Source organism: Cellulomonas cellasea, assembly GCF_006538745.1.
Lineage (GTDB): Bacteria > Actinomycetota > Actinomycetes > Actinomycetales > Cellulomonadaceae > Cellulomonas_A > Cellulomonas_A cellasea.
Window position 1 is genome coordinate 1 of sequence record NZ_BJLR01000043.1, and the last position, 22,667, is coordinate 22,667.

The 22,667-nt window shown below is 76.8% G+C and carries 18 protein-coding genes; 7 read left to right on the forward strand and 11 right to left on the reverse strand.

Annotated elements, in window-relative coordinates:
- From CCE01nite_RS21890 to CCE01nite_RS22450, 8 genes are all read right to left on the reverse strand, one after another.
- A partial coding sequence (locus tag CCE01nite_RS21890; RefSeq protein ID WP_218026497.1) for a hypothetical protein occupies positions 1–384 on the reverse strand: 384 nt, incomplete at its 3' end.
- Positions 381–914: a DUF6318 family protein gene (locus tag CCE01nite_RS20310; protein ID WP_141372912.1), complete on the reverse strand. Its 534-nt coding sequence runs from the start codon at positions 912–914 to the stop codon at positions 381–383. The genes CCE01nite_RS20310 and CCE01nite_RS21890, both read right to left, overlap by 4 nt.
- A gap of 323 nt (positions 915–1,237) precedes the next feature.
- Positions 1,238–1,528 (reverse strand): WXG100 family type VII secretion target, encoded by a 291-nt coding sequence (locus CCE01nite_RS20315; RefSeq protein ID WP_141372913.1) that lies wholly within the window; start codon positions 1,526–1,528, stop codon positions 1,238–1,240.
- Positions 1,529–1,617: 89 nt separating this feature from the next.
- Positions 1,618–2,529 carry an HD domain-containing protein gene (locus CCE01nite_RS20320; RefSeq protein WP_307722762.1) on the reverse strand — a complete coding sequence of 304 codons (912 nt, stop codon included), beginning with the start codon at positions 2,527–2,529 and terminating at the stop codon, positions 1,618–1,620.
- Positions 2,530–2,597: 68 nt separating this feature from the next.
- Positions 2,598–4,382, reverse strand: coding sequence for a sensor histidine kinase (locus CCE01nite_RS20325; protein ID WP_246056795.1), 1,785 nt, complete (start codon positions 4,380–4,382; stop codon positions 2,598–2,600).
- Positions 4,379–5,113: a response regulator transcription factor gene (locus tag CCE01nite_RS20330; protein WP_141372914.1), complete on the reverse strand. Its 735-nt coding sequence runs from the start codon at positions 5,111–5,113 to the stop codon at positions 4,379–4,381. The genes CCE01nite_RS20325 and CCE01nite_RS20330 overlap by 4 nt, the downstream gene beginning before the upstream one ends.
- Before the next feature lie 228 nt (positions 5,114–5,341).
- Positions 5,342–6,067 (reverse strand): PspA/IM30 family protein, encoded by a 726-nt coding sequence (locus CCE01nite_RS20335; protein ID WP_141372915.1) that lies wholly within the window; start codon positions 6,065–6,067, stop codon positions 5,342–5,344.
- A 90-nt stretch (positions 6,068–6,157) separates the two neighbouring features.
- On the reverse strand, positions 6,158–8,215 hold the full coding sequence (locus CCE01nite_RS22450; RefSeq protein ID WP_218026498.1) for a TPM domain-containing protein: 2,058 nt from the start codon (positions 8,213–8,215) through the stop codon (positions 6,158–6,160).
- Between the two features lie 304 nt (positions 8,216–8,519).
- Here CCE01nite_RS22450 and CCE01nite_RS20345 point away from each other — a divergent pair, with 304 nt between their 5' ends.
- The 3 genes from CCE01nite_RS20345 (at position 8,520) to CCE01nite_RS22295 (ending at position 10,849) form a co-directional block, all read left to right on the forward strand.
- Positions 8,520–9,299 carry a type 1 glutamine amidotransferase gene (locus tag CCE01nite_RS20345; protein WP_246056797.1) on the forward strand — a complete coding sequence of 260 codons (780 nt, stop codon included), beginning with the start codon at positions 8,520–8,522 and terminating at the stop codon, positions 9,297–9,299.
- 193 nt (positions 9,300–9,492) lie between these two features.
- The gene (locus tag CCE01nite_RS20350; RefSeq protein WP_141372917.1) at positions 9,493–9,840 is read left to right on the forward strand and encodes an ArsR/SmtB family transcription factor; all 348 of its coding nucleotides are present in this window, start codon (positions 9,493–9,495) and stop codon (positions 9,838–9,840) included.
- Positions 9,833–10,849: an SRPBCC domain-containing protein gene (locus CCE01nite_RS22295; protein WP_176594920.1), complete on the forward strand. Its 1,017-nt coding sequence runs from the start codon at positions 9,833–9,835 to the stop codon at positions 10,847–10,849. Before CCE01nite_RS20350 ends, CCE01nite_RS22295 begins: the two co-directional genes overlap by 8 nt.
- A gap of 111 nt (positions 10,850–10,960) precedes the next feature.
- On the opposite strand, the gene CCE01nite_RS20360 is transcribed toward CCE01nite_RS22295, so the two are convergent.
- Together CCE01nite_RS20360 and CCE01nite_RS20365 are read right to left on the reverse strand one after the other, a co-directional pair.
- Complete coding sequence (locus CCE01nite_RS20360) at positions 10,961–12,655, reverse strand: DNA repair helicase XPB (protein ID WP_141372918.1); 1,695 nt, start codon at positions 12,653–12,655, stop codon at positions 10,961–10,963.
- Positions 12,648–15,647 (reverse strand): helicase-associated domain-containing protein, encoded by a 3,000-nt coding sequence (locus tag CCE01nite_RS20365; protein ID WP_141372919.1) that lies wholly within the window; start codon positions 15,645–15,647, stop codon positions 12,648–12,650. The genes CCE01nite_RS20360 and CCE01nite_RS20365 overlap by 8 nt, the downstream gene beginning before the upstream one ends.
- A 141-nt stretch (positions 15,648–15,788) precedes the next feature.
- Here CCE01nite_RS20365 and CCE01nite_RS20370 point away from each other — a divergent pair, with 141 nt between their 5' ends.
- The 4 genes from CCE01nite_RS20370 to CCE01nite_RS20385 all read left to right on the forward strand — a co-directional run bounded on the left by CCE01nite_RS20370 (position 15,789) and on the right by CCE01nite_RS20385 (position 22,246).
- Positions 15,789–17,045: an EAL and HDOD domain-containing protein gene (locus tag CCE01nite_RS20370; protein WP_141372920.1), complete on the forward strand. Its 1,257-nt coding sequence runs from the start codon at positions 15,789–15,791 to the stop codon at positions 17,043–17,045.
- A gap of 137 nt (positions 17,046–17,182) precedes the next feature.
- Positions 17,183–17,566, forward strand: a complete 384-nt coding sequence (locus CCE01nite_RS20375; RefSeq protein WP_141372921.1) for a cold-shock protein — start codon at positions 17,183–17,185, stop codon at positions 17,564–17,566.
- Between the two features lies 1 nt (position 17,567).
- On the forward strand, positions 17,568–18,833 hold the full coding sequence (locus CCE01nite_RS22555) for a DUF3027 domain-containing protein (protein ID WP_141372922.1): 1,266 nt from the start codon (positions 17,568–17,570) through the stop codon (positions 18,831–18,833).
- Entirely contained in the window at positions 18,830–22,246 is a 3,417-nt protein-coding gene (locus CCE01nite_RS20385; RefSeq protein ID WP_141372923.1) for a sacsin N-terminal ATP-binding-like domain-containing protein, read from the forward strand. Before CCE01nite_RS22555 ends, CCE01nite_RS20385 begins: the two co-directional genes overlap by 4 nt.
- A 163-nt stretch (positions 22,247–22,409) precedes the next feature.
- On the opposite strand, the gene CCE01nite_RS20390 is transcribed toward CCE01nite_RS20385, so the two are convergent.
- Entirely contained in the window at positions 22,410–22,643 is a 234-nt protein-coding gene (locus tag CCE01nite_RS20390) for a DUF2530 domain-containing protein (RefSeq protein ID WP_034633452.1), read from the reverse strand.
- Between the last annotated feature and the right edge of the window lie 24 nt (positions 22,644–22,667).

The window sequence follows — 22,667 nt, forward strand, 5'->3', positions numbered from 1 at the left end:
CGGTGCGTCTGCGGTGGTGCGGGTGCGGGACCACAGGGGGAGCAGCGGGGCGATGCCCGGGCCGCAGTCCGGTGGGGTGATCGCTCCGTCGCCGGGGTCGCACGCGCCGTCGAGGGTCGAGGTGAGGAACTGCGAGGACACGTCGCACATCTCCGCACGGGCGTACTCCACCAACCTCGCCGCCGGGACGCCGGACGCCTTCGCGGACAACCACCCGCTCTCTTGAGCCGCAGCTCTCTTCGCGTTCAGATCGATGGCACTGTCTTGCGCCACCGCACCGATCTCATCAGCATGAGCGACGCCGGCGCCGAGAAGAGACAGCGCGGTCGCGGCAAGAATCCCACCGACCGCCGGGCCCAGGCGGGAAGCCCTCGGTGCGTTCATGCGCTCGGAGTCGCCTCAGCAGCACGGATGACCCAGCGCTCAGAGTCGCGTACCACCGCGAGCGTGAACGCGTAGTTCTGTGCGGGCCCGCTGCGCACTGGTTCTCCTTGCAACCCGACGACGGTCCACTCGCCCTGGGCAACATCGAGCCGGACGGAGAACCAGACACCGGCTTCGACCTCTGCGCTCTCACGCGGGACGAGTGTCAGCTCGGTCCCCTCCTGCCGCTGACCGAGCGCGTGCATCTCGTCGACGCTGGACGAGACGCTCGCGCAGAAGACGCACTCCGGGTGGCTCAGTGCCTTCCACGCCGTGAGGTCGCCGGTGTTGTAGACGTACGGGTACAGCGACAGGAAGTACGTCGCCGCGGCGACCGCTCCGTCAACACCGGGGTCGTCCATCGCGGTCGGCCGCTCCGGCTCCGGCGTGGTGGTCGGCGTCGGCGTGGGCTCCGCTGTCGGGCTCGCGCTCGCCGTGCGCGTGGGTGTCGGCTCGGCCGCAGGCTCGCCGGTGCACGCCGTCAGCGACACCGCCAGCACCACCACGGCGCCGACAGCCGCGGCATCCGCCCGTCGGAAGCGGCGGAGGCGTCGAGCAGGGCGGCGGGCGTCGTCGGCCGCACGAGGCGAAGGCATGCCCGCGAACCTAGCGAAACCGGGGCGGGCCGGTCACTGCTCGTCCGACATCTGTGGACGACGCGAGCGGCCGCGTCGTCGAGCGGATCGGTGCTTCTGCCGGTTCACACAACCCTTGCGCACGCGACAGGGTTGTGTGAACCGGTCCCGGCGAGAGGGCAGCGCTCCGGCGGAGGGCGGGAGGTGCGTGGTGCACCGTCCCGCCTCCCGCCACGGCGTCACCGCAGGAACAGCCGCGACGCCTGGTCCTCCGCGTCCGAGTACGTGCGGGCGGCGGCGGACAGCGCCGCAGTGATGTGGTCGAGCGACTGCTCGACGCGCGCCTGCGTCGCGGACCACTCGGTCATCACGCCGGCGAACGCCGTGGCAGCGCCGCCGCGCCAGGCGCCCTGCAGCTCGGCGAGCTGGCGCTGCATCGCCGCGACCTCGCCGCGGACGGCCGTCGTGCGGGCCTGCACCCCGGCGGCTGCCTGCGCGACCAGCGCGCTGTCGACCTCGTACCTGCTCATCTCGTCCTCCTGTGCTCGTGGAGGTCCGGACGCTACGCAGGCGACGTCGCGGTCGAGCGCCGCAGCCCGAGGGGCGTCGGCGCCGCGCGTCAGCGGCGGGCTGTGGGCGGCTGAGCGGCGACCGACGTGCGCACGCCCGACGCGCTCTCCCCGGCCACCGGTGCGCCCGTGCCCGTGCCCGGGGCCGTCGCGTCGCCCTGGCCGGACGGCGTCGTCCCGCCCTCGCCCGGCGCCCCCGCCTCGGCGGCTGCCGGCGCGTGCCCGTCCGAGGGCGCCGTGCCCGACTCCGCGTTCGCGGCGTCGATCTTCGCGAGCTCCTTCTCGAGCCGCTGGAGCTCGGCGCCGAGGTTCTGGCGCGCCGCCTCCTCCCACGCCGCACCGAGCGGGCTGACGAACAGGCTCGTGCGGCCGAGGAGCTTGCGGACGATGTTCACCCGGGCCCGCACGTAGTGCTCGACGGGCAGGTGCGCGTACTCGGCGCGGATGTCGTGCAGGTAGGACTTGTAGCGCTGCGGCTCGGCGGCCAGCATCGCGAGGTCGGCGTCGCACAGGACGGCGCAGTCGAAGTCCGACGCGTCGGTGTTGTGACGTCGGAGCGCTACCACCAGGTCGTGGACGCGGCGGGCGCGCTTCTCGGAGACCCCGAGCGCCGTGAGCTCCTCGAGCGCGAGGCGCGCGCTCGCGAGCTCGTCCTCGCCGCCCCGGTTCGCGTACGCCGCGGCGTCCGCGGAGTCGAAGATCGCCCCGTGGTACCAGGCCGCGAGCCGCACGAGCTCCGGCTCGTGGGTCTCGGCGGCGAGCTCGTCGACGCGCGCGAGGACGTCCACGAGGTGCTTGAGGTTGTGGAAGTCGCGTCCCTTGGAGGACCAGCGGTCCACCAGGGCGACCCCTGCTGTCTTGATCTCCTCCGGCGGAGCGGTGGCTCCGGCCCCGAGTGCGCTGCGGACGAACGCGGAGAGCAACCACTGCGGTGCGTCGTAGACGCCCATGACCAGCCTCACGAACGGTGACCCTTGCTTCGGACCCGACATCGTAACCACGGTGCCGCGCGACGGCATACGCCTCGACGTCAGTGTTCGTCGTGGGCGGAGGTGGCCGTCGTGCGTGCGTCGTCGGGCTCCGTGCCCGCCTCGCCGGCGTCGTCCCCGTGCTCGTCCCCGACGTCCCCCGGCTCCGCGAGCGGGAGGCTCACGCGCACCGTCGTCCCGCCGCCCGGGGTCTGCGCGAGGCTCACCTCGCCCCGGTGCGCCGTGACGATCGCGGCGACGATGGCCATGCCGAGCCCCGCGCCACCGCCCGTGCCCCCGCCGGCCGTCCCGCCGCGCGTGCGGCTCGCGTCGACCCGGTAGAACCGCTCGAAGACGCGCGCGGCGTGCTCGGGGTCGATCCCCGGGCCGTGGTCGCGCACCTCGAGCACGCCCTCGCCGGGCCGGTCGCCGACCACGCCGACCGCGAGCTCGACCGGCGTTCCTGCGGGCGTGTGCTGCACGACGTTGCCGACGAGGTTCGACACGACCTGGCGGAGCATCCGCTCGTCGCCCGCGACGACGCAGGACCGGATCGGGGCACCGTCGGGGCCGAGCAGCGCCGTCGCGCGCGACGGGTCGAGCGCGTGCAGGTCGCTCAGCGCGTCGGCCGCGAGGACCGCGAGGTCGACGTCGGCGAGGTGCATCGGGCGGCCGTCGTCGAGCCGTGCGAGCGCGAGCAGGTCCTCGACGAGCCCGCCCATCCGGGTCGCGGACTCCTCGACGCGCCGGAAGGTGTCGTCGACCTGGTCGCTCTCGGTGAGCGCGCCCATCCGGTAGAGCTCGCCGTACCCGCGGATCGCGGCGAGCGGGGTCCGCAGCTCGTGCGAGGCGTCGGCCACGAACCGCCGCATGCGGGCCTCGGACGCCGTGCGGTCCGCGAACGCGCTCTCGATCTGGGCGAGCATCCCGTTGAGCGCGGCGCCGAGCCGGCCGACCTCGGTGGTCTCCGGGGCGGTCGGGACGCGCCGCGACAGGTCCCCGGCGGCGATCGACGCCGCGGTCGACTCGATCTCGCGCAGCGGGCGCAGCGAGCGGCGGACCGCCCAGCTCCCGGCGAGCGCGCCGAGCACGATGATGCCGAGCCCGCTCGTGAGCAGCAGGAGCGTGATGCGCTTGACGGTGCGCTGGACGTCGCCGAGCGGCAGGCCGACGCTCACGGTGCCGATGGCCTCGCCGCCGGTCGACATCGAGAAGGCGACGAACCGCCACGACGACCCGGGGCGGCTGCTCGGGACGTCGAAGGGGCGGCGCTCGGTCGCGCGGGCCTCGGCGGGGGTCAGCTCGGGCGGCGCCGGGACGCCGTACTCCCGGTAGGTCGTGTCCCGGCCGGAGATCGTGCGGCCACCGAGGACGTCCCGCACGACCAGCACGTAGTCCGTGGGCACGAACGAGGCGGCGCCCGGGCGGGCGTCCCCGAACAGGCTGTCGGCCTCGCGCTGCGCGAGGTACTCGGCCTCCGTCGCGAGGCGCCGGTCGACCTGCCCGACGAGGTAGCGCTCGAGCAGCGTCGCCGTCGTCAGCCCCGCGATCATCAGCCCCACCGCGAGCAGCGCCGTGATGATCCCGACCAGCCGGGCGCGCAGCGGGACGCCGAGCCAGGCGCCGCGGGCACGGTCCGCCACGAGCGCGGACCGGGAGGGGGTCGACGGGGCGGCGCCCTCGGCCGTCGGCCCCTCGCCCGGCACCGGCTCCTCGCCCGGCGCCGGCGCCGGCGCCGGCCCGGTCGTCGGCTCGGGTGCGGCCGCCTGCGGCACGGCGGCCGCCTGCGGCTCACCGGCGGTGCGCGACCGGCCCGGGGCGGGAGCGCCGGCGGGCGTCGCGCTCACGGGGTCGCGACGCGGCGCAGCAGGTACCCGACGCCGCGCTTGGTCTGGATGAGCGGCTCGACGGGCTGCCCGCCCGGCCCGGTGACCTGGTCGACCTTGCGGCGCAGGTAGGAGATGTACGACTCGACGATGTTCGCGTCGCCGCCCCAGTCGTACTGCCACACGTGGTCGAGGATCTGCGACTTCGACAGGACCCGGCCGGGGTTGAGCATGAGGTAGCGCAACAGCTTGAACTCGGTGGGGGACAGGTCGACGACCTGACCGGCGCGGCGCACCTCGTGGCTGTCCTCGTCGAGCTCGAGGTCGCCGACGCGCAGGATGCTCGACTCGTCGACGTCGCCGGGGTGGGTCCGGCGCAGCACCGCGCGGATCCGGGCCACGACCTCCTCGAGGCTGAACGGCTTCGTCACGTAGTCGTCGCCGCCGACCGTGAGCCCGGTGACCTTGTCCGAGGTGTCGTCGCGCGCGGTCAGGAACAGGACCGGGACGTGCTGGCCCTTCTCGCGCAGCCGCCGGGTCACCGTGAAGCCGTCCATGTCGGGGAGCATCACGTCGAGCACGACGAGATCGGGCTCGACCTGGCGGGCGAGGCGCAGCGCGGAGGCGCCGTCGGCCGCGGCGTGCACCTCGAAGCCGGCGAAGCGCAGCGACGTCGCGAGCAGCTCGCGGATGTTCGGCTCGTCGTCGACGACGAGCAGGCGGGCCTCGGGCTGCGCGGGGGTCCCGGTCATGGTCCCAGTGTGCGGCGCGGGGCTGGGAGCGACCTGGGAGGGCGCTGCGGACGGCGTGGCGTCGGCCGGTGCGGCACATGCCCACTCGGGTGGTCCGGCGACGCGCGCCCCGGCCCGCAGCGCGCAGCCCGTGCTGCGGGGCCTTCGCAGCGGGCGCGCCGACGCCCGCGGTCCGGCCGCTCGGGGAGCAGCAGGGCGCGCGGGCGTCGGCGGGGGAGCGGTGGTGCGTCAGGCCGGGGCGGACCCGCGCTTGAGGGCGGCGAGCCGGGCCTCGACCTCGAGGTTCTGCCCCGACGCCTCGAGCTCCTCGAACTGCGCGTCGATCGACGACGCGGCGAGCTCGGCGTGGCCCTGGACGCGGGCCTCCTCGCGGCGCACCTTGTCCTCGAAGCGCGAGAGCTCGCTCGTCGGGTCGAGCACGTTGATCGAGCCGAGGGCGTCCTGCAGCTGCGACTGCGCCTGGGCGCTCTTCTGGCGGGCGACCAGGTTGTCCCGGCGGGTCTTCAGGTCCGCGAGGCGCTCCTTCGACGCCGACAGCCCGGCCTTGAGCTTCTCGACCGTCTCGGTCTGCGACGCGATGAGCGGCTCGGCGTCCTTGGCCTCCTGCTCCGCGGCGATCTGCTTGCCGAGCGCGACCTTGGCGAGGTTGTCGAACTTGTCGGCCCCGGCGGCGTCACCGGCCCCACGGAGCGAGTCCGCCTTGGACGACGCGGCGAGCGCCTTCTGCCCCCAGCTCGCGGCCGCGGCGACGTCCTCCCGGTGGTCCGCCTCTGCCAGGCGCAGGTTGCCGATCGTCTGGGCGACGGCCTCCTCGGCCTCGGCGATGTTGTTCGTGTAGTCGCGGATCAGCTGGTCGATCATCTTCGCGGGGTCCTCGGCCCGGTCGAGCATCGCGTTGATGTTGGCGCGGGCCAGCGTCGTGATGCGGCCCAGGATCGTCTGCTTCTCGGTCATCGTGCGTCCCTCTCGTCGTGCGACGCGCCCCGGTGGGTCGTCGTCGCGCCTGGTCCTGCGTCGTGCCGTCCTCGCGGTCGGTCGGGTCCGTCAGAAGCGACCGCCCCCGCCGAAGCCCCCACCGTCGCCGCCACCGCCTCCTCCGCCGAAGCCCCCGCCGCCGAAGCCCCCGCCGCCGAAGCCGCCGCCCCCGCCGCGCAGCAGCGAGTCGAGCAGGATGCCGCCGAGCACCATCCCGCCGACGTTCGACCCGCCCCCGCCGAAGCCGCCGTACCCGGAGCGCTGGCGGCGCTGGTCCTCCCAGTCCTGCACGTCGAGCTGCGCGAGCTGCTGCGCCTCGTTCGCGAGCTCCCCGGCCCGGTGCGCGAGGGACAGCGCGCCCGTCGCGTCGGTCGCGGCGTCACGGTGCGCCTGCTGGGCGAGGCGGGCGGCCTCGGAGAGCCGGGTCCGCGCCTCGGGGCCGACGGCGCCGCGGCGGGTCTCGATGTAGTCGTGCACCGCGCGGATGTGCGACGCGAGCCGCCCGAGCTGGTCGTCGAGCTGCGCGCGTGCCCGGGCCTCGTGCTCGGCGCGCTCCCGGAACGGCTCGAGGGTCTCGTCGAGGCGGGCCTCGGCGGCGCGCACGTCCCGCAGCGCGGCGAGCGGGTCGCCGCCCGTGCGCGCGGCCTCCGCAGCGGACGCCGCCGCCCGGCCGGCCTGGACCGCGGCCTGCACCGCGGGCTCGCGCGGCGCGAGGCGCTCGGCGTCGGCGAAGTCCGCGCCGATCGAGGCGATCGCGGCGGTCAGGTCGGTGCCGGCCCGGGCGAGGTCCTGGCCGGCGCGGTCGACCGCGTCGAGCAGCGTGACGGCCTGCGCGACGGCGTCCTGCGCGGCGCGGGCGGCGCCGACGGCGGCACCCCGGTCGTCGGCGGTGAGCGCCTCGCGGCCCCGGGCGACGGACTCGTGCGCCCCCGCGAGCAGGGCCGACGCCTGGTCCGGGTTGGGGGTGACCGACGCGAGCGCCGCCGCCGGATACGTCGTCGCGAGCTGGGCGACCGTCGCGCGGGCGGGCTCGACGCGCGCGGCCACCTCGGTCGCGCGCTGCTCGGCGTCGTCGAGCACCTGCGGGGCGCGCGCCTGCAGGTCGCGCATCTTCTCGAACTCGTCGGTGTGCGCGTCGAGCGAGTCGGCCGCGACCTGGCACGTCTCGATGATCGCGATCATGATCTGCCGCGCCTGCGGCTCGGTCTCGGGCGTCGAGTCGTCGAGCTGCTGGCGCCACCGGAACGCCTCGGACACGCGGGCCCGGGCCTCCTCGAGCGCGGCGCCGAACTGGCGGGTGGCCTCGAGCCCGAACTGCGCCTGCGCGAACCCGAGCTCCTGCGCCGACGTGGTGAGCGCGTCGTCGATCGCGACGAGCGCCTGGCTCGCCCGGCGGTTGAGCTCGGGGGTCGGCAGCGCGGCGAGGCCCTGCGGCGCCGCGCCCGCGGGCTGGGCACCGGCCTTCCCGGCGGCCGAGCGGCGGCGCACGAGCGAGCGGACCACGAGGATCCCGAGGACGACGACGAGCCCGATGACCAGCAGCGTGCCGAAGCCGCCGCCGCCCCCGCCCGAGGCCGCGGTGCCGGTCCCGAGCGCCGCGTCGCGCAGCCCGTCCGCCGCGGCGACCGCCGCGCCGCCCCAGTCACCGGCGGCGAGCCGGGGCTCCACGAGGTCGACCCGCACGCGCGTGGCCTCCTCCTCGGTGATCTCGCCCGCGCTCTGCACCCACATGCCGTAGCGGCGGTCGTCGACCGCGACGGCGAGGATCACGTCCTCCGCGCCGAGGCCCGATGCGGCCGCGGTCTCGCGCGCCCACTGCTCGCCCTCCCGCCCGGAGAACCCGTCGACGAACACCACGAAGAGGTCGTACGCGGTGTCCTGGGACAACCGGTCGAGGCTCGCCTCGACCTCGGCGGTGCTGCCGGTCAGCGCCCCCACCTGGTCGGTGATGCGGCTCGGCACGTTCAGCGGCTCGACGGCGGCCGCGGGCGACGCGGGGCCGAGGGCCGCGAGGAGGCCGAGCAGCACCGCGCAGGCGGCCGCCGCGCGGGTGATCCACGGGGCCGGTGCCGCGCGGGTGAGCTCGGGGGTGGAGGCGGACGGGTCCGGGACGCGACGGTGGCTCACCCGTCGATCCTCGACCGGGCGGGGCGGGCGTGCAAACGTGGGGAGGCCGGTTCGCCCGGAGGTGTCGGTGCAGGTGGGCGGCAGGTCGGGCGCACGCCGGTGGCTCCGTCGTGGTCGTCGACCCCTGGCTGGGCGGCGGGGTGGGCGTTCTGCGGGCCCGGGACGACCGGTCGGTGCGCAACCCCCTGGCCCGGATCCGGGGCGCAGCGGACATGTCGGACGCGCGTGAGCCGGGTCACCTGAACGGTGCACGGCGTGACGTGCGGGTTTACGTCCTCGGCGGGGCCGGGAGTACCGTCGGCGCGTGACTTACCAGACTCCCGGTGTCCCCGCCACCTCTGGCGCGCGTGTCGTGACCGTCATCCAGAACAGCCCCGAGGTCCCGCTCGACCGGTTCGCCGACTGGCTGACCGGCGTCGAGCTCCGCACCGTGCACGCCTACGCGGGCGAGACGGTGCCCGCGTCGGCCGACGAGGTCGGCGACGGCCTGGTCGTGCTCGGCGGCCCGATGTCCGCGGTCGACGACCAGGTCGCCCCCTGGCTGCCCGCGGTGCGGGCGCTCCTCGCGGACGCCTCGACGTCCGGCGTGCCGACGCTCGGCCTCTGCCTCGGCGCGCAGCTCCTCGCCGTCGCGCGCGGCGGACGCCTCCAGGTCGCCGCGCCTCCCGGGCGCGAGGCCGGCGTGATCGACGTCCAGTGGCGCCCCGAGGCGGTCGGCGACCCGATCCTCGACGGGCTGCAGGACCTCGACGTGGCCGACGACCGCCGCAGCACCCCGCAGCCGAGCATGCACGCGGACGCCGTCGTCGACCTCCCGCGCGGTGCCACGTGGCTCGCGTCGTCGGCGACGTACCCGTACCAGGCGTTCCGCGTCGGGTCCGCGTGGGGCCTGCAGTTCCACCCCGAGGCCGGCCCGGAGCTGCTCGCGGCGTGGGCGGCGACGCACGACGACGTCGACGCCGCCGCGCTGCGCGCCGAGTACGACCGCCGGGCCGACGAGGTCGCCGCGGGCGGGCGGGCCGTCGCGCAGGCGTTCGCGCTGCTCGTGAACGAGCGCGCCGACACGATGCCCGAGCTCGTCTGACCGTTCCCGCACGTGCGTCGCGCACCCCCGGTCCCTCGTGGGCCGGGGGTGCGCGTGTGTCCGGTCGCTGTCGCTCCGAGGTGCGGTCGCGACGCGCGGGAGCCTGTGGCGGCGTCGGCCAGGGCGTTGACACCCCGACGACCGCGCGCGTAGTTTACCAAGTGGAAAATTAACCGAGCGGTACAGTAGCGGTGTGACTGCCGATCCGCTCAGCCTGACGTTCGCCGCCCTCGCCAGCCCGGTGCGCCGCGCGATCCTCGCCCGGCTCGCCGAGGGGGAGGCGACCGTCAACCAGATCGCGGAACCGTTCGACCTGACGCTCCCCGCCGTGTCCAAGCACCTCAAGGTGCTCGAGCAGGCGGGTCTGATCAGCCGGGGCCGTGAGGCGCAGTGGCGGCCCTGCCGGCTCGAGCCGGCGCAGCTCGACACGGCGTCGGAGTGGCTCGACCGGTACCGGAACGTCTTCGCCGAGCGGCTGGACCTGCTCGACCGCGAGATCCGACGACTGCAGCGCGACACCCGAGGGGCAGACCATGACTGACACCGAGCTGATCATCGAGCCCGGCCGGCAGGACCTCGTCATCCGTAGGACGTTCGACGCACCCGCCGCGCTGGTCTGGGCCGCGTACACCGACCCGGCCCGCGTCCCTGCGTGGTGGGGCGGCTCGCGGTTCGACACCCGCGTCGACGAGATGGACGTGCGCCGCGGCGGCAGCTGGCGCTACGTCACCACCAACCGCACGGACGGCACCGAGTACGCGTTCCGCGGGGTCTACCACGACGTCGTCGCCGGGGAGCGGATTGTCGCGACGTTCGAGCTCGAGCAGGGCGGCCCGGGCTACCTGCAGCTCACGACCGACACGTTCACGGAGCACGACGGCGCGACGACGCTGACCAGCGTCGTCCTGTTCCAGTCGGTCGAGGACCGGGACGGGTGGGTGCCGACCGACATGGAGTCCGGGATCCGCGACGCGACGGAGCGGCTCGACGCGGTCGTGCGGGAGGCGTCGGCGGGGGCGCAGGGGTCTGCCGACGCGGCGGCGCCCGTCGACCCGGCGGCGCGGCGGCTCGACGTCGTCGCGAGCCGCACGGTCGCCGCGCCGGTCGAGCAGGTGTGGGCCGCCTGGACCGAGCCCGAGGGCGTCCGCGCCTGGTGGGGACCGGCGGGCTGGACGTGCCCCGAGGCGGTCATGGACGTGCGGGTCGGTGGCTCGTCGCGCGTCACGATGCGCTCGCCCGACGGCCACGACATGCACAACCTGTGGACCTGCTCGGCCGTCGAGGCCCCGCACCGGCTCGCGTTCGTCCTGGAGTTCTGCGACGCCGAGGGCCGCGTCGTCGACCCCACGGAGCTCGGCCTCCCGCCGGGGATCCCCGTCCCGGTGCCGCACGTCCTGACGTTCGAGGATCTGCCCGGGGGCGGCACGCGCCTGACCGTCACCGAGCACGGCTACACGTCCGAGGCGACGCAGCAGATGTCCCTCGCGGGCCTCGAGCAGACCCTCGACAAGCTCGTCGGGAGCCTCGTCGGCGCCCGCGCGGCGGGGTGACGCCGCCAGCTCCGGCGCGCCGGCGGTGAGGCGCGGGCCCGGCAGCCGTGCGGCGCGGCAGCCCCGGTGCGGGTGCACCGGGGCGACCGCGCCCCCGAGGGGCGGGCGGGGTCAGTCCGCCGCGGGCTCGCCCGCCGCGAGGTCCTCGGCGTCGAGGATCGTGTACGCGTAGCCCTGCTCCGCGAGGAAGCGCTGGCGGTGCGCCGCGAAGTCCTGGTCGACGGTGTCGCGCGCGACGACCGCGTAGAAGTGCGCCGTCCGCCCGTCGCCCTTGGGCCGCAGGAGCCGGCCGAGCCGCTGCGCCTCCTCCTGGCGGGAGCCGAACGACCCCGACACCTGGATCGCGACCGACGCCTCGGGCAGGTCGATCGAGAAGTTCGCGACCTTGCTGACCACGAGCTTCGTGATCTCGCCCGCCCGGAACGCGTCGTACAGGCGCTGGCGCTCGGTGACCGAGGTCGCGCCGGTGATGACGTCGGCCTGGATGTGGTCGGCGAGCTCCTCGAGCTGGTCGAGGTACTGGCCGATCACGAGCGTCGGCTCGCCCTCGTGCCGCGCGACGAGCTGCTCGACGACCCGGTTCTTGCCCGGTGCCGTCGCGGCGAGGCGGTACTTGTCCTCGGGCTCGGCGGTCGCGTAGAGCATCCGGTCGCGCTCGGGCAGCGTGAGGCGCACCTCGACGCAGTCGGCGGGCGCGATGTAGCCCTGCGCCTCGATGTCCTTCCACGGCGCGTCGAACCGCTTGGGCCCGATGAGGCTGAACACCTCGTCCTCGCGCCCGTCCTCTCGCACGAGCGTCGCGGTCAGGCCGAGGCGGCGGCGCGCCTGCAGGTCCGCGGTCATGCGGAAGATCGGCGCGGGCAGCAGGTGGACCTCGTCGTACAGCACGAGGCCCCAGTCGCGGGCGTCGAGCAGCTCGAGGTGCGTGTAGACGCCCTTCCGCTTGGTCGTGAGCACCTGGTAGGTCGCGATCGTGACGGGCTTGATCTCCTTGCGGGCGCCCGAGTACTCGCCGATCTCGTCGGCGGTCAGCGTCGTGCGCTTGACCAGCTCGTCGCGCCACTGCCGGGCGCTGACCGTGTTGGTCACGAGGATGAGCGTCGTCGTCTGCGAGCGCGCCATGGCCCCCGCGCCGACGAGCGTCTTGCCCGCGCCGCAGGGGAGCACGACGACGCCCGAGCCGCCGTGCCAGAACCCCTCGACGGCCTGCTTCTGGTACGGCCGCAGGTCCCACGGCTTCGGCTGACCGTCCGGACCGAGGTTCGACTGGCCTGACGTGTCGAGCGCGATCGCGTGCGCCTCGCCGTCGACGTACCCGGCGAGGTCCTCCGCGGGCCAGCCGAGCTTGAGCAGCACCTGCTTGAGGTGGCCGCGCTCGCTCGGGTGCACGACGACGTCGGTGTCGTCGATCCGCGCGCCGACGAGCCCCGCGGTGCGCTTCGAGCGCAGCACCTCGGCCATCACGGCCCGGTCGAGCGCGTGCAGGACGAGCCCGTGCACCGGGTGCTGGACGAGCTGGAGCCGCCCGTACCGTGCCATGGTCTCGGCGATGTCGACGAGCAGCGCGTGCGGCACCGGGTAGCGCGAGTAGTCGAGCAGGACGTTGACGACCTGCTCGGCGTCGTGGCCCGCGGCGCGCGCGTTCCACAGGCCCAGGGGCGTCAGCCGGTAGGTGTGCACGTGCTCGGGGGCGCGCTCGAGCTCGGCGAACGGCGCGATCGCCCGGCGGCACGCCTCCGCCTGGTCGTGGTCGACCTCGAGCAGCAGCGTCTTGTCGCTCTGCACGATCAGGGGGCCGTCAGTCATGCGTCTCCTCGGTCGGGGCGCCGGGCGGGGCCGGCGGGTCGTGCTCGTCGTGCGTGCTCGTGTCGGGCAGGGTGTGCTCGGTGGCGGGTGGCTCGGGGGCGGACGGCACCCGGGTCACGGAGGCGATGCGGTGCACCGCGACGGTCAGCTCGGCGTCCCTCGCCGCGTCGACCGCGCGCAGGCGGCCGGCGTCGACCCGCAGCGGCCGCACGAGCCGGCGCTGCGGCACCCCGTGGTGGTCGACGAGCTCGACCCACACCTGGGCGCGGTCGGCGACCGCCTCGCGCAAGATCCCCAACGCCGTCGCGGGGTCGGCTGTTCCCTCGGCGGGCTCGCCGGCCGGACGCGTCGTCGACGCGGTGCCGGTGGACCGGGCGGCCGCTGCCGCTGTGCCCACGTTGCCGGCGTCGGGGCCGGTGACGCCCTCGCCGTGGTGCGCACCCGCCGTGCCGGGCGCCGTGCTCGGCGGCACGGCCGCGGTGCTGCCCGACGACGCGCGGGCGGCCGCGTCCGAGGTCCCGGGCGCGGTGCCCGACGACGCGCCGCCCGCTGTGCCCGACGACGCGCCCCGTGCTGCGGCGGACATGGTGCCGTTCGCGGAGCCGGTGCCCGGCCCGTCGACGCCCTGGGCGGCCGCCCGCTCGTCCGACGCCGTTCTCGCCCGCTCGGCGTCCACGAGCCGCTGCTGCGCCTCCCGGAGCTCGAGCGCGCGTGCCTGCGCCAGGCGGTCGGCCTCGCGCGCGGCCCGCTGCACCTCCTCGGCGCGGCGCAGGTCGGGCACGAGCGCGGCGAGGCGCTCGCGGCGTGCGGCGCTCGGGGGCGCGCCGTCGTCGGCGGGGTGCGCGGGCGAGACCGGGGCGAGGCGGCGGCTGCGGCCGTGCACGCGGCGCACGACCCGCTCGGCGTGCACGATCTGCCCGTTCGCCCCCTCGGCCACGGGCGCGAGGCCGCGGTCGCGCAGTGCGGCGAGGAGCTCGCGCGTCGAACCCTGCGAGCCCAGCACGGTGGGCGCGAGCCGCACGAGACCGAGCGGCGCCAGCCGGGTGTCCTCGACGAGTCCGGCGAGCAGCGCCGGGTCCTCGGCGCGCACGTAGCTGCTGATCGCGCCCGCGCGGAGCCGCCCGTGCCGGCGCGCGGCGTCGCGCACGAGGTACTCGAGCGGCTGCGGGACCGGCCCGCGGGAGTGCGCGGCGAGGTCCGCGAGGAGCTCGTCGGCGGTCGTCCCGGCGTCGAGCGCGGCACGCACGCTCTCGGGCGTGAAGCGCACGGTCAGGGCGCCGCCGCGGGACTCGACCCGCGCCGCGCGCTCGACGAGCGCCTCGAGCGCGGGCGACGGCCGGCCCGGGATCACGCCCGTGAGGTCGGCCTGCAGGAGCATCTCGTCGACCGTCGCCCCGAGGGCGCCCGCGAGCGCCTCCGCGACGGGGTCGGCGACCGGTCCGGCGCGCCGCTCGAGCACGAGGCCCGGGCCACCGTCCGAGCCGGTGACCGCGGTCAGCAGCGCGCGGCCCGCGGGCGCGAGGGCCCCCGCGGCGACGACCCCGAGCAGCGTCGCCTCGCGCAGCGTCGCGGCGACGGCGTGCTCGGGCGGGACGCTGCGGGGTGTGCGCCACGTGAGCTGGTCGAGGACCTGCGCCGCGTCGAGCGTGACCCCGGGGGCCACGTCCGCGAGCACACCGAGCACCGAGCGCCGCAGCCGGGGCGCCCAGGGGCGCACGAGCTCCGGGTCGAGCGCGGCACGGACGACGCCGCGGTCGTCGCGCGTGCCGACGAGCCACGCCGCCCGCGCGGTCGAGAGCCACGTGCGCGCGAGCGTCGACCAGCGCGTCGGCAGCTCCGCCGCGAGCCACTCGTCCACCGCCGCGGTCGGCGCGAACGACGGCGTCTCCTCCTCGTCGTCGACCACGAGCCCGGCGGCGCCGGCGAGCTCGACGACGAGGGCGGCCTCGGTCTCGTCGACCTCGAGCCGCCCCGCGACCCGCCGCAGCTCGCGCACACCGAGGCCCCCGGCCCGCAGCACCGGGGCCGGCTCGATCTCCCACGCCCGCACGAGCCCGGCGACGAGGCGCACGACCTGCTCGGCGGCGCGGCCGGACTCCGCGGCGACGACCTCGGGGCTGAGCGCCCCGGCGCGCGAGGCGAACCCGCCCTCGCCCCCCACCCCGCCCGAGGGCACCGCCGGGTGCCGCGCGAGGGTGCGGTGCGTGCGGCCCTCGCGCAGCGCGAGCGCGACGGCGCGCGGCAGGAGCACGTGGCGTGCGTCGCCCGGCACGAGCAGGCCCTGGCCCAGCAGCCACTGGACCGCCTCGCGCGCGGGCGTGCGCGGTGCGGGCAGGACGCCGACCGGCGGACCCCACGCGAGCGCGTCGAGCACCGAGCGCGCGCCCGGCGGCACCTCGCGGAGCAGCGCCCCCACCGTCCCCGGGCGCGCCGCGGGGCCGTCCGCGCCGTCGCCGGCGTCCGACGGGCGGGCGAGACCGGCGGGGTAGGGCCCGAACAGCTCCGCGAGGCCCGGCGCGGGCACGAGCGGTGAGTCGTCGTCGGGCGCGCTCGCGGCACCGCCACCGCCACCGGCACCGGCACCGGCCCCGGCGCCCGCACCGGCAGCCGCCTCACCGGTGCCCGCACGCGCGTCCGGGTCGTCGGGCACGTCCGGGGCGTCCGGACGCACGAGCAGCAGCCCCCGCGCGCGGTCGAGGGCGTCCCGCACGAGCGCGACGTCGGCGGCGTCGGTCGCCCCGAGCGCGCGCAGCACGTCGTCCGCCGTCACGGGGTCCGACGGGCCGTGCAGCGCGACGACGGCCTCGACGACCTGCAGCACCGCCGCGTCGACCCCGGCCAGCGCACGCTCGAGGCTGCTGCGGCTCGTCGCCCGCGCGGCCAGCGAGGACAGCGTCGACGGCGAGGGGGTGGCCAGGTCAGGGCGGCGCAGCAGCAGCGCGACGAGCTCCTCGTCGCTCCGCGAGCGCAGGTACGCACTGAACGTGGCCATCCGCTCCACGATACGTGGGCACCACATCCGGCCGCGCCACGTCCTCAACCCGTCCCCGCACGCGCCGATGGACAGGAGGACCGGCCGACGTCGCCGGGAGCGCCGACCCCCGGCGCGCAGCCCACGTGCAGGAGTCCAGGGATGACGCAGGCGCCGGTTCGGGTCGACCCGCGCCGCACCCACGAGGTCTGCATCGCGCGGCAGGGCATCCACGACCTCGTCGGGCGGCCCGTCGGCCACGAGCTGCTGTTCCGGCCCACCGCGAGCAGCACCGTCTCGGGCGTGCGTCCCGGCATCGACGACGACGAGGCGACCGCGACCGTCATCTCCGCGACGCTCGGCGAGTTCGGGGTGAGCGACGTCGCCGGGGACGGCCTGCTGTTCGTCAACGTCCCGCGCTCGTTCGTCGTCGGCTCGCTGCCCGTCGCGCTCGAGCCCGACCGCGTCGTGCTCGAGGTGCTCGAGCGGGTCCCGGCCGACGAGGAGGTCCTCGCCGGCGTGCGGGCGCTGCGCGAGCAGGGCTTCGCGATCGCGCTCGACGACTACGTGCCCGGCGACCACCGCGCGCCGCTGCTCGAGCTGTGCGACTACGTCAAGGTCGACATCGAGGACCTCGGCGACCGCCTCGCGGACTTCGCCGCGGAGCTGCGCGAGCAGTGGCCCGACGTGACGCTGATCGCCGAGCGCGTCGAGACCGAGGCCGACCTGGAGGCGGCCCACGCCGCGGGCTTCGACCTGTTCCAGGGCTGGTTCTTCCGCCGGCCCGTCGTCCTCACGCGGCCGGCGCTCGCGCACCACGCGCTCGTCGCGGGTCGCCTGCTCATCCGGCTCGGGGACCCGCAGGTGTCGTTCCGGGTCGTCGCGCGCCTGACCGCGGCCGACCCGTCGATCGCGCTCAAGGTCCTGCGCGTCGTGAACTCCGCGGCCGGCGCGGGCCGCCCCGTCCGCAACCTGCACCAGGCGCTCGTGCTCCTCGGGCGCGAGCGGTTCCGCGCGATGCTCATCCTCGAGATCCTCGTGACCGCCGGGCACCACGACGACGAGCTGCCGCTGCGCTCGCTCGCCCGCACCCGCGCCGCCGAGCTGCTCGCCCCCGGGGCGCCGCTCGAGGCGTCGACTGAGGAGCTCGTGCGCATCGTCTCGGAGCTGCTGCGGGTGCCCGTGAGCGAGCTCGACCCCGCGCTGCACCGCGCCCGCCCGAGCGCCGAGGCCCTCGGTGCGTGCGACGTCCTCGCCGCGTACCTCCAGGCGGTCGACGTCGACACGACGCCGGCGATCGGGGCGCCCTTCACGGCGCTCGACGTCTCGCACGCCTACCTCACGGGGGTCAAGGAAGCGCGGGCGCTGCTCGCGACGGTCTTCTCGCCGGTCGAGCGCCCCGACGGCTGGGACGACTGAGCGCCGGCTGCGGCCGTCGCGTGCCCGGTGCGGGCCGGTCCGCCGCAGGCCCCGCCCGGGGGCGTCGGGTGCCGCGAGCACATCACGGGCAGGTAGCCTTGAGCGTTACGACATCCATCGACACCTCAGGGGTTGCAGTGCCCACCGGCAAGGTCAAGTGGTTCGACACCGAGCGCGGCTTCGGCTTCATCGCCAGCGACGCGGGTGACGAGGTGTTCCTGCACGCCTCGGCGCTGCCCGCGGGGGTCACCGCGCCCAAGCCCGGCACCAAGGTCGACTTCGGCGTGGCCGACGGGCGACGCGGCCCGCAGGCGCTGTCCGTGAAGTTCCTGGACCCGGTGCCGTCGGTCGTGAAGGCGACCCGCAAGCCCGCCGACGACATGGCGATCATCGTCGAGGACCTCATCAAGGTCCTCGACAAGGTCGGCAACGACCTGCGCCGTGGCCGCTACCCCGACAAGGCCGCCGGCGAGAAGTACGCGTCGCTGCTGCGTGCCGTCGCCGACAACCTCGAGGGCTGACATGGCCGCCGCCACGAAGGACGCCGTGCTGGGCTCCGCCGTCGAGCTCGCGCGCCAGGCCGCCGTCGAGCTCGCCGAGCAGGCGGGCGACGTCGGCGAGCACCTCGGCCACGTCGTGGACGGCGAGCGGCTCGTCTCGCACCGCTTCGCGTGCACCGCGCGCGGCTACCGCGGCTGGGTCTGGACCGTGACGCTCGCGCGCGTCGCCCGCTCGCGCACCGCGACCGTCTGCGAGGCCGTGCTGCTGCCGGGGGACGACGCGATCCTCGCGCCCGAGTGGCTGCCGTGGTCCGACCGGCTGCGCCCCGGGGACATCGGTCCCGGCGACGTCCTGCCGTTCCGTGCCGACGACCCGCGCCTCGAGCCCGGGTGGACGCCGACCGGTGACGAGGAGCTCGACTCCGTCGCGATCGAGGAGCTCGCGCTCGCGCGGGCCCGCGTCCTGTCGGCCGACGGCCGGAACGAGGCCGCGAACCGCTGGTACGCCGGGCCGCACGGGCCGACGTCCCCCGGGTCGCTCGCGTCCGCCGCGGCGTGCGGGAGCTGCGGCTTCCTCGTGCCGCTCCAGGGCTCGCTCGGCACCATCTTCGGCGTCTGCACCAACGCGTGGTCGCCCGACGACGGCACGGTCGTGAGCATCGACCACGGCTGCGGCGCGCACTCCGAGACCGACGCCGAGCCGCAGGCCAGCGAGTGGCCCGCGCCGGACCACCACCTGGACGAGCACGACGTCGAGGTCGTGCAGCTCGCTCCGGCCGCCGCGGTGGCGGGCGTGGCGGACGGCGCCGACGTCGACGCGGCTGCCGCGGACACGGCGGTCGAGGCCACGGCTGACGACACGACGGCTGACGACACGACGGCTGACGACACGACGGTCGACGACACGGTGGTCGACGGCACGGCGGCTGCCGACACGGCGGCCGACGAGGCCGCCGACGACTCTGCTGCGGTCGACGCGCCCGAGGTCGTCCCGGTCGTGTCGGGCGACGCGGTCCTCGGCGCGGACACCGAGCCGGCCGACGCGGCGGACGCCACCGACGAGCCCGCCGCCGACACCGACCCGCTCGCGGGTGAGCACCTCGCCGAGCTGGGCTCCGAGGCCGACCCGGAGCCGGGCGACCCGACCGACGAGCCGTCCACCGCCGGGGCTCCGGCCGACGAGACCGCTCCGGCCGACGAGACCGCGCCGGCCGACGAGACCGTCGCCCCGTCGGACGTCCCCGCGGAGCCCGCCACCGAGACGGTCGAGCCGAGCCCCGAACCGTGAGCCCGGACGCCTTCGGCACCGCTGCGCTGCGCGCGGCCGTGCTGGAGGCGTGGCGTGCCTCGCCCGCGCGCCTGCGCGAGGACGCCAACACCGAGGAGGACCACGCCCGCGGCTACTACCGCGACCGCGTGCTCGTCGAGCTGGCCCAGAACGCCGCCGACGCGGCGTCCCGTGCGGGGGTGCCCGGGCGCCTGCTGCTGCGCCTCGCGTCGACGCCCGACGGGTCGGTGCTCATCGCCGCGAACACCGGCGCACCGCTCGACGAGGCTGGTGTCGCGTCGCTCGCGTCGATGCGGGCGTCGGCGAAGCGGGAGGGCTACGTCGCGCCGGCCCAGCCGTTCGGGCGGGGGCCGGCGGTCGTCGGGCGGTTCGGCGTGGGGTTCGCGGCGGTGCGCGCGGTCGCCGACGAGGTCTCGGTGCTCTCGACCAGCGGGGGCGTGCGGTTCTCGCTCGCGGACACCGTCGGGCTGCTCGCGGAGGCGTCGGCGGACGTGCCCGCGCTGGCGGACGAGGTGCGCCGACGCGACGGCTCGCTGCCCGCGCTGCGGCTCCCGCTGCCGGCCGAGGGGTCGCCGCCGACGGGCTACGACACCGCGGTCGTGCTCGAGCTGCGCGACGAGGTCGCGGCCGACGAGGTCCGTGCGCTGCTCGCCGCGGTGGGCGACCCGCTGCTGCTGGCGCTGCCGGGGCTCGTCGAGATCCTCGTCGAGGACGACGGCGCGCCGCGGCCCGTGCGCCGGGTCGCGGACCTGCACGAGCGCTGGCACGTCGCGTCCGCGCACGGGGAGCTCGACCTCGCGCTGCTCGCGGACCGCCCGGTCGAGGAGCGCACCGCACGCGGCTGGCGCGTGACGTGGGCGGTCCCACGCTCCGCGGCGCACGCCGGGCAGGGGGACGTGCTCGCGTCCGGTGGGCCGCCGCCGGCGGCCGCGACGTGGACCCCCGTCGTGCACGCCCCGACGCCGACCGACGAGCCGTGCACGCTGCCCGCGCTGCTGATCGCGACGCTCCCGCTCGACCCGTCGCGCCGGCACGTCGCACCGGGCCCGCTCACGGACGCCGTCCTCGCGCACGCCGCGCACGTCTACGCGATGCTCGCGTCCGGCGCGGCCGAGCGTGGCGACGACCCGCTCGCGCTCGTCCCCACGGGGCTGCCGGCCGGGTCGCTCGACGGCACGCTCCGCCGGCTCGTCGTCGAGCGCCTGGCCCGCACGCCGCTGCTGCCCTCGGGGGCCGCGGCGGTCCCTGCACCGGGCGGGTCCGGGCGGCGATCCGAGGACGAGGCGGTCCCGTCGGACGCGAGCACGTCGTCGGAGCACGGGCACGGGCCGGCGCCCGACGGGACGCGGGGCGACGCGAGCCGCGTGCGGGGCGACGTGCCGGGCGCGGGCCTCGTCGAGCCCGGGCGCGCGGTCGCGGTCGAGGGCGAGGTCGGGCGCGACCCCGCGGCCGTCCGCGCCCTCGCGGCGCACGCGCGCGGGCTCGTGCTGCTCCGGCCGGGCAGCGAGACCGCCGCGCGCACGCTCGGCGTCGAGGTCCGCCCGCTCGCCGACCTCGTCGAGGAGCTGCCGGCCGTCCGGGGCGCGGAGCCGGGGGAGTGGCGGGACCTGTACGCGGCGCTCGACGGCGCGGCGCAGGACCCGGCGACCCGCGAGGCCCTCGGCGCGCTGCCGGTGCCGCTCGCCGACGGCCGGGTGGTCCGCGGCGCGCGCGGGCTCGTGCTGCTCGACGAGGCGGACCGCCGCCCCGACGTGCTCGACGCGCTCGGCGTCCTCGGCCGGTGGGGGCTGCGCGTCGTGCACCCGGACGCCGAGCACCCGCTGCTCGCGCGGCTCGGCGCGACGACCCCCGACGCCGCGGGCCTCCTCGCGCACACCGCCGTGCGGCAGGCGGTGCTCGACCAGGCCGACGACGACGACCTCGCGCTCGCGAGCGACGTGACCGACGCGGTGCTCGCGCTCGTCGCCTCCGCGGTGGCGGAGCGGGGGGACACCCCGGCCGGCGCCGGGCCGCTCGCCGCGGTCGCCCCGTGGCTCGGGCTCCTCACGCTCCCCGCCGCGGACGGCGAGCCCACGCCCGCGCACGGTCTCGTGGTCCCGGGCTCCACGGCGGCGACGCTGCTCGACGACCGCGTCCTCGCACCCGTGCAGGTCGAGCTCGTCGAGCGCTGGGGGCGGGACGTCCTCGTCGCGGTCGGCGTGCGCGAGGACCTGGTCGTCGTGCACGTCGGGGACGTCGTCGCCGGGGCGGTCGACCTCGCGTCCTCGGACGCCGACGCGCTCGCCGCGGGGTCGCTCGACGCCTGGGAGGACTACGCGGAGGTGCTCGCGGACGTGTTCGGCGCGGGCGCGTACGTGCCCGACGTGCGCGCCGTCGCGGACCTCGACGCCGTCGGGCCCGGGCAGTGGCCCGCGGTGCTCGCGCGGCTCGCCGGGCGCCCGGACCTGCGCGGTGCGCTGCTCGACCCGGTGCGGGCCGAGGGGTCCGCGGCCGGCAGCGCGCCGTCGTACACCGCGTGGTGGCTGCGCGAGCGCGCGGACCTCGGGCTCGGGCGACCCTTCGCCGTCGGCGGCGCGCACGACGACGCCCTGACCCGGCTGCTGCCCGCCCCGCCGGACGTCCTCGCGGGCATCGACCCGGAGGTGCAGCGCGCGCTCGGCGGCGTCGGCTCGCTCGACGGCCTGGACCCGGGCGCGTGGCGGCACGTGCTCGACGGGCTCGGGGCCGCGGGCTCCCCGGTGACCCTGGCCGTCGCCGCGGGCCTCTGGCGCACGTGGGCGGCGCTCGCGGACGGGCGCTCGGGCACGGGCACCGGCCCGGGCGACGAGGTCGAGCTCGTGCCGGCGCTGGTCGGGCCGACGCGCGTCGCGGTCGTGCACGCCGACGACGCCGCCGTCGCCGACTCCCCGATGTGGTGGCAGCGCACCGACGTCGCGGCGCTCGTCCCGGCCGCGGCCCCGGCCCCGGCACCCGTGCCAGGCCCCGCCCCCGACGGCCCTGCACCTGAGGGCACCGAGGGGCCGACGCCCGCCGCGGCGCTCGCGGCGCTGCTCGGGCTGCCGCTCGCGTCCGACCTGGCGGACGGCGTCGTCGACACGGACGGGCCCGCGGACGCGGGGCAGGGCGGTGACGTCGTGCCGACCCCCGAGGCGGTCCTGCGCCTGCTGCCCGAGGCGCCGGCGACCTGGGTCGAGCACGACGAGCTGCGGGTCGACGGGGTGCCCGTGGACTGGTGGGTCGAGGGGACCGGGCCGCGGGCCGTCGTGCACGCGACGCAGCTCGCGGCGCTGGCGCGGGGGCTCGCGCAGGCGGCCGGGCGCTGGGCGGACCGGCACGCGGTCGAGATCGTGCTCACCGAGCCGGGGCGTGCGGACGAGATCGCGGTCGAGCAGGCGGCGGACCCCGCGCCCTGACGGCGCCCGGACGCCCGGACGCGACCCGGTCGGGCTGCGCGCGAGCCCACCCGGTCGGACCGCCCGCGGGCGACCCCGTCGGGCCGGCTGCGACCGCCCGGGACGGTCGCTGTCCCGCGGGACCGCCGTCCCGCGGTGCGGCCGCGGGGCCGGGGAGCGCCGGCTAGCGCTGGCGCCGGGCCCAGAGCAGCCCGAGGCCGCCGAGCAGCACGCCCACGAAGCAGGTCGCGATGACCGCGGACGTCACCTCGACGCCCGGCCACAGGACCATGACCGTGAGCGCGACGAGCCACCCCACGCTGCCGACGACGAACGCCGGCCCAAGGCTCACCGGGGCGGGCTCGGGGGCGGGCTTGCGGCGGTCGGGGTGGAGCACGAGCTCGATCAGCGAGGGCACGCCCCCAGGCTACGGGGGTCCCGC

Excerpts from the sequence above, each read along its gene's own strand:
- CCE01nite_RS20315 (WP_141372913.1), bottom strand. The coding sequence starts at position 1,528 with ATGAGCAGGTACGAGGTCGACAGCGCGCTGGTCGCGCAGGCAGCCGCC.
- CCE01nite_RS20365 (WP_141372919.1), bottom strand. The coding sequence starts at position 15,647 with ATGGCCACGTTCAGTGCGTACCTGCGCTCGCGGAGCGACGAGGAGCTC.
- CCE01nite_RS22295 (WP_176594920.1), top strand. The coding sequence starts at position 9,833 with ATGACTGACACCGAGCTGATCATCGAGCCCGGCCGGCAGGACCTCGTC.
- CCE01nite_RS20335 (WP_141372915.1), bottom strand. The coding sequence starts at position 6,067 with ATGACCGAGAAGCAGACGATCCTGGGCCGCATCACGACGCTGGCCCGC.
- CCE01nite_RS20360 (WP_141372918.1), bottom strand. The coding sequence starts at position 12,655 with ATGACTGACGGCCCCCTGATCGTGCAGAGCGACAAGACGCTGCTGCTC.
- CCE01nite_RS20330 (WP_141372914.1), bottom strand. The coding sequence starts at position 5,113 with ATGACCGGGACCCCCGCGCAGCCCGAGGCCCGCCTGCTCGTCGTCGAC.
- CCE01nite_RS20370 (WP_141372920.1), top strand. The coding sequence starts at position 15,789 with ATGACGCAGGCGCCGGTTCGGGTCGACCCGCGCCGCACCCACGAGGTC.
- CCE01nite_RS22555 (WP_141372922.1), top strand. The coding sequence starts at position 17,568 with ATGGCCGCCGCCACGAAGGACGCCGTGCTGGGCTCCGCCGTCGAGCTC.